This window comes from Collinsella aerofaciens ATCC 25986 (assembly GCF_964259375.1).
In the GTDB taxonomy this organism is placed as follows: domain Bacteria; phylum Actinomycetota; class Coriobacteriia; order Coriobacteriales; family Coriobacteriaceae; genus Collinsella; species Collinsella aerofaciens_BO.
Genome location: NZ_CAXVJM010000014.1, coordinates 59,821 through 66,561, shown reverse-complemented (window position 1 = coordinate 66,561; position 6,741 = coordinate 59,821). Strand labels below are relative to the sequence as shown.

Here is a 6,741-nt window from a genome sequence, read left to right as displayed (position 1 = left end):
GCTGCTCTACAGTCCTGGCTCGCACGGAGGCCACATTAAGTGGCCTCCGGCTCGTGCGGAACTCGCGACAAACTTAAGCCCAGGGCCGCCCGGGCCGGGAATCCGACGCGCTCGTCGGGGCAGCGTTACCTGTCAAATAGGGACAGGTTTATTTTGGCTGGTTTTATCTAGGGAAGCGTCAGCCTTCACGGCGATTGGCGTCCTTTTATGGCATGTGGATCGATGGGGTTTTCGGAAGTGCGGGGAAAAATCGGAAACCCTCAACCATAGCGGCATTTTTGACAACAAAACCGCAGGTCAGTAGTGGGTTATATTATAGGTGTGCTCGAGGGTTCTGAGTTTTTCACCGCACTTCCGAAATCACAGCCTCAAATGATCCGTTTTCCTCCGTTTCCACGGGCCCAAGGGGTAAGCGAAACACAATATGTTGTATGTATATACGCAAGCGAGCGGCCCCACAGAGCGTACAATCTGTGGGGCCGCTCAGCGATGGAGGTCGCCGCCGTTCGCTTGAACGGCGGCGCTTTTTCTGAAGGCTACGGCTTAAGGGTCGCGACGGTGTTGTTGAGGCCAAGAACGTTTTGATATTCCAGATCCTCGAGCATTGCGCGTAGAAGCTTGATGCCGATGCAGCCACAGGCGTCGGCCGCCTCGAGGTCGTAGTCAAGCGGGTTGAAAGCTCGACCGTTATCGCGGATGCGAAGCACCAGGGCCCCGTCCCCGCGCAAGATCACCTTGACGTCCACCTCGGCCGGGCCCTTGCCCACGCCGTGCGTGGCAACGTTTTGAGCTATCTCCTCCACGGCCAGGGCCACAAGGTAGCTCCGCTTGGCATCGACGCCCGCCTCGCGGCACCAGGTGCCGACGCAATCGGAAAGCTCCGGCGCCATCGAAGCGTCACCGCACCCAAAGAACGAAGCACAGCAATCGGCGCCGTCCTCCATACCGGGCGGAAACGCCAGCGAGCGCTCGACCAAACCCCCGCCATGCTCGCCGGCACGCGCGCGCTTAGATGCGGCCCAAACCATCACAAGTACCAATACCAAAAGCTCGCCGGCCGGGAAGGAGAGCCAAATGCCCTCCACGCCGAGAATCCCCATCGTCGCAGCGGCGATCACGGCCTGGCCTCCCACCGACTGCCCAAACGCGATGACGTTGGATGCGGCCACGTTGCCGCAGCTGCGGTAGAAGTTTCCGAGCACCTGCAGCACCAGGTCGACGGGCACGGACAGGCAAAAGAACCGAACGGCTGCAACGCCATAGCCAAAGGCATCGGTCCCAGCCAGGCCAAAAACGGCAACGACCTGCTCGGCGCAAACAAAGACCGCGGCGCAGACCACAATGCAGAGTGCAAGTCCCATACGGAGCGCCACGCGCGCAGTGGCCGTGAGCGACGCGCGGTCGCTCTCGCCGTAAAAGATGGAGAACAGCAGCACCGCCGTCTCCCCCACGCCCACGGTGACGGCCGAAAGAAACGTGCTCACGCTCGAGAGCATCGAGAGCGCCGTTACGGCAGAGGCCCCCGCCACAAGCATGAGAATCCGGTTGAACAGGAACGTGCGCGCCGTCGTGGAAAAGCGCATGACGGAATCGGGCATGCCGGTATTGACGACCTCGACAAGCTCATGCAGGTGACCAAAGGGGCTCACAAACCTGAGCGTGCATTTGGAACTCAGCAGGTGCGTGCAGCAGATGGCGAGCGCCACCATATAGGCAAATGCCGTGGCGCAGCCCATGCCGAAGGTGCCGGCGTGAAGCACCACGATGGCAAAGAGATTGGCCGCCACATCGACCACACTCATAGTGACGATGGCCACCAGGCCCAGTGTGGCTGCGCCGTCGATACGCGTGAGCCCCATCATCACCGAGGTCCCCACGATGGCAAAGCTTCCAAAGGAAAGGCCACGGATAAACCCAGCCGTATCCTCATGGAGAACGCCCGTGTGCGCACCGAACAGGTCCGCAATCCCATCGGCAGCGATAACGCCCGCCACCGAAAGAACGACGCCCATCGCAAGCGACGCGGCGACCGTCACGCTAAAGAGCACCCGCACGGCCTCGTCGTCGCGCATTCCGCGAGCGCGGGCGACAAGCGCCATGCTGCCCGCCGAGAAAACGCCCGCAAGGCCCGATATCAAAATCAAAAGCGACGATGCCATGCCGATGGCCGCCACCGCATCCGGTCCGATAAAGTTGCCCGCAAGCACCGTGTCGAGCATCATGCCGAGCGTTGCGGAGAGCGTGATCAAAATGGTGATGGCAACATAGGAGCGGAACACGCGCTTGATGAGGGCGTCGTTGGCGCCCTCGGTCACACGCGGCAGCTCCTGTCCCCTAGGCGCAAACATCGTGATCGACGAGCGCATAGAAGAAGCGGCGCTTCTGCTCGGTATCGATGATGTGAACGGGCTTGATCTGGTTGGGCGCCTTGCCGCGCATCACGAGCATGTCCACCCAAAGCTGGTTGGTCTCGTCCTGGAGCACGAGCGCGTTCGCGGGGGCGAAGTCGCCGTCCTCGGTCATGTAGTCAACATCGTAGTTGCCCGCACGGAGTTCCTCGTCGGTCACGCGCGAGAGCTCGGCAAGGTCGATTGCGTCGTGGTCGGCATGGTAGAACTCGTAGAGGAACTCATAGCGCGGCGGATGCACATCCACGTCCGGGTAGACGCTAAAGTCCACCAGATCGAGCCCCATGCGCTCGGCCACGCGATCTGCAACGCCGCGAAGCACGGCCTCGGTGGTCTTCTCGCCCTTCATATTGACGGTCTGATCCAGGCGGTAGAGGAACTCCATCGTGGGACAGGTGCCGCGATGGCCCGTCACATGGATGGCATCGCGCATCTTGTAGCGGTAGAAACCGCTGCGGCTCGTGATGATAACCTCGTAGTCTACGCCTTCCTCAAGGTCCTCAAGCCCAAGCGTATGGTCGTAGTCGGGGTTCTCCACCGGAACGAACTCAAAGTAGACCGAGCGCGGCAAGAAGACGCTCGAGGGGTTATCGAGCTCGAAGGGCACCGAGAACGCGCCCTCGGAGGCGGAGTAACCGGTGTAGAGCAGGTGCACCTGTTCGCCCAAAAAGCGACGCAGGCGCTGCGTATAGGGCGCAAACCCGCCGCCCGCCACCGAGCGGATGAGCACGAGCCGCGGCCACATGAGGCTCGCGACCGGCGCGTCGAAGCCGCCCTCGAAGATCTGTCGCAGCTCGGCCGCGCGCTCCGGCATGGGCTCGAGAGCGTTCTCGAGCTGGGCGCGCACGTCGTCGGGCATCTGAATCGAGGGGTCGATCGTGCCCGTCTCGATGTCGTGCACGAGCATCTGCCAGTTGTCCTCGACATAACGCATGAGGTCGAGCAGGTTGGTAATGAACACGCAGCTGATCTCGGTGATGGATTTTTCGGCAATGGCGTAGCGCGTATGGAGATAGCGCGTGTCGGTACCCGGCTTGGCGAAGACCGCCGCGTCGGGACTCGTGGTCGTGGCTGAGAGGTACTGGCGGTTGTCACTCGTGGCCTTGCACGAAAGCGATCCAAAGGTGATGCCGCTCTTGAGCGTGTTGACGTGGCCCTCCATGGTGCAGAAGGCGCGCCCGCGCGTAAGCGCCTCGCCGCCGCCGAGTTCCTTGGCGGCCATGGCGATGGTAAAAGCGCCGGAGTAACCCATGAGAACCTCGGCCATGCGCTTGGTATACGGAATGCCCTTGGGGTTGCCCATGGTACCCGAGGTCTCGTTGAAGTGGACGATCTCCTCGGTGGTCACCACGCCACGCGTGCCGTGCTCCATGACCTCGTAGATGTAGCCCGCATAGTCGTCGTAGGTGGTATACGGGAGCTTCTTGAAGTCCTCGACGGTCTTGATGTCCGCGAAGCCGTGTTCGCGTCCATAAGGGGTGTTCTTGTTGGTTTCGAGCATCTCAAAGAGCAGCTCTTCCTGAACCTCCCGCGTGTGCTGTACATCGGCCACGAGTTGACGACCCAGCTGTTCGCCGGCCTCGAGCTGCATCTTCATCATCATGTTGCGGACCGTGGCCGGATCCATGACCTGCACCGCCTCGCGCGCGGGTGCCTCGTGTTCCTGCGCGTCAGTCGTCAGGGAGTCGATAACCTCGTCGCGTGCCATATGTGCCCCCTACTGCTCGATATCCATGATGTCGACAAAGCCCGTGGCCTCGAAGACATCCATCACGTACTCGTTGGGATGCAGCACCTTGAGGGCTCCGTCCACCTTGTTCATTTCCTTTTGGGCAGCAAGGAGCACGCGCAAGCCCGCAGAAGAGACATATTGCACGTCCGTGAGGTCAATGATGAGTTCCGTCACGCCCTCGGCCTGCGCCTTGAGCTCGGTATCGAGCTCGGGTGCGGTGTTGGTGTCCAAACGACCCGAAAGCACGATCTGGAGCTTGGCCCCGTCTTTGGTAACGTTGATATCCATGTGATGTCCTTTCTATTGATACGTTTTGACCATACGCAGGACGTTTTTGTCCCCCGAACGCCGATAGACGATGTCGTCGAGGTTCTTCCTCACGAGCAATAATCCAAGCCCACCGATGCGGGCATTATCGGCATTTTCGACCTTTTGGCCTTCAAAGGTAAGAGGGTCGTAGGCAACTCCCCCATCGATAAGGGCGAGCGTGAGCACGCGCGCATCGTCATCTGCCCAGGCCTCGACCACCACGGGACGGCGCTCGACGCCATCGGGAAAGCCGTAATGGCATATGTTGACGAAGAGCTCCTCCATCACGAGCATCAGGCTCGAGAGCATCTTGGGCGTCATACCGGGGCGAGCGCAGAGCGGCCCGAGCCACGCAAACAGCTGCTCAAGGTTTTCATCCTCGGCAGCAAGCTCGATGCGACTCGTACAGGCGGGGCAGCCAAAGCCCAGAATCGTGATGTCGTCCGCTTGGGGAGCATCGCCGGCAAACGCGTCCACGTCAGCGACCACGCCCTCGATAACGGCTTCCATCGACGCTGCGCCCTCAGCCATGAGCGCATGAACGCACTTCTCGAATCGCTCCTCACCATAGAGCTCATCGCGCACGTCCGCCGCCTCGGTAACACCATCGGTGTAGATAAGCATCCGATCGCCGGGGGCAAGGTCCAGCTCACCCTGCCGGTAGCGGACCATATCCATCGCGCCCAAAACGAGACCCGGACGCGGCCGGAAGTATTGAGGAACACTGTCGCGAATCAGGAGCGGAGGATTGTGACCGGCGTTGGCAAACACCACGTGCCCCGTCTCGCAGTCGAGAACGCAGGCAAAGGCCGTCACAAAAAGGTTTTCATCGTTGCGCTCGCACAGGAGCTTATTGACCGCCGTGAACGCAACGCCCATATCCTCGCAGGTCTGGATCTGCTCGCGCAGCAGCCCCTGGGCGCGCATCATAAAGAGGGCTGCGGGCACGCCCTTGCCCGAGACATCGCCCACCACAAAGGCGATGCGCCCGTCCCCCGCCTCAAAGACGTCGTAAAAGTCGCCGCCCACCATGCGTGCCGGGCGCATCGACCCTGCGATATCAACGCCGGAGCGCTCGACCAGCTCCGAAAAATCGTGCGGAACGGCCGCAAGCTGAATACGCCGTGCGACATCGAGCTCTGCCGCCACGCGCTCGCGCTCGGCAGTTACGTCCGCAAGGCGTCCCACATAGTCAACCAGGTCCGCACGCATCTTATCGATGGCATTGAAGAGCTCACGTACCTCGTATGCCGGCCTGATCCCGGTCTCATCGATTTTGGTGTCGAATGAGGTGTCCGCGTTATGCGCCGCCAGCACTGCGTCGGCAGCAAACGGGCGGCTCGCCTCGGTCAGGCGCTCGATCGGACGCGTGAAGTGTTTCTCGATCAAACCTATCGCGGCAATCGCGGGCAACACGATTATGACCGTCATGACACTCACGTTGAGATATACCCGGCCGATGATGACGGCATAGTCCGATTCGGTTATCGACAGACGCCGATATGGCCCCGCAATGGCCTCGATGCCGATGAGCACGATCGCGGCCAGAATAGCCGTCGTCATGCAGCGCTGAGAGAGGTTCATATGGGCAGGGCGCTCATAGGGCGTTTCGATAAAATGCGGCCCCCGAGGTTGTAGGGGTGAAAGCTCCAGCGCAATGAGCAGCGGCATTCCCACATAGATCAGGAAGAGCTCGTTGTTCAGAAACCGCACCAGGTGAATATCGAGGAAGGCCATGCGATCCGTCTCGAACGGCATGAGCATGAGCGTCACCGCCGCTGCAGCCACCACGGTCGCCATCAAGAACAACGCGGCATTTTTGGCCGAGGCGAGACTCGGATACGGGTTCTTGCTCTTACGGCGAACCAGATACCACACTACATACGGGACGGCGTCGTAGAGTACCTGGATCCCGGTGTACACGGCAAGCATGAGCGGGTCCGATTCGGCGCCTGCGTCGGAGATAAGGTTGCCCACGGCACAACCCAAGATTCCCGGCCAGCCAAAAAAGAGCCCCAGGACAGGACCGACACCCGAAGCGGGCCGGAGCTGCGTCTCGCCATTAAAGACAGGGATGTTCAAAAACACCGTGAGCACCACATAGTAGATGAGCGCGCAGCCTGCAAACGTCACAAAGGGTCGCAGGCGCGAATAGCGCTGGTCGATGTCTTGAATCACCTGTGGCATGCGGCCTCCCGATGACCGAGGCGAGCTACGTTCATGCACACCTTATTCCCCCAAACGCGAAGAAACGTACCGCCATTTTAAAAAGAGTCGCCGCCGATCTTCTGC

The 6,741-nt window shown here is 60.7% G+C and carries 4 protein-coding genes; all 4 read right to left on the bottom strand.

The window, feature by feature from the left end; genetic code table 11:
• Nucleotides 1–536: 536 nt before the first annotated feature.
• The 4 genes from ACEXKH_RS07350 to ACEXKH_RS07335 are packed head-to-tail and all read right to left on the bottom strand — an operon-like array spanning nt 537 to nt 6,636.
• A complete protein-coding gene (locus tag ACEXKH_RS07350; RefSeq protein WP_373573644.1) occupies nt 537–2,366 on the bottom strand; it encodes an MATE family efflux transporter in 1,830 nt (609 codons plus the stop codon).
• On the bottom strand, nt 2,335–4,116 hold the full coding sequence (locus tag ACEXKH_RS07345; protein ID WP_373573643.1) for a GH3 auxin-responsive promoter family protein: 1,782 nt from the start codon (nt 4,114–4,116) through the stop codon (nt 2,335–2,337). The genes ACEXKH_RS07350 and ACEXKH_RS07345 overlap by 32 nt, the downstream gene beginning before the upstream one ends.
• A 9-nt stretch (nt 4,117–4,125) precedes the next feature.
• Nucleotides 4,126–4,428, bottom strand: coding sequence for an STAS domain-containing protein (locus tag ACEXKH_RS07340; protein WP_373573642.1), 303 nt, complete (start codon nt 4,426–4,428; stop codon nt 4,126–4,128).
• A gap of 12 nt (nt 4,429–4,440) precedes the next feature.
• On the bottom strand, nt 4,441–6,636 hold the full coding sequence (locus tag ACEXKH_RS07335) for a SpoIIE family protein phosphatase (protein ID WP_373573641.1): 2,196 nt from the start codon (nt 6,634–6,636) through the stop codon (nt 4,441–4,443).
• Nucleotides 6,637–6,741: the final 105 nt, after the last annotated feature.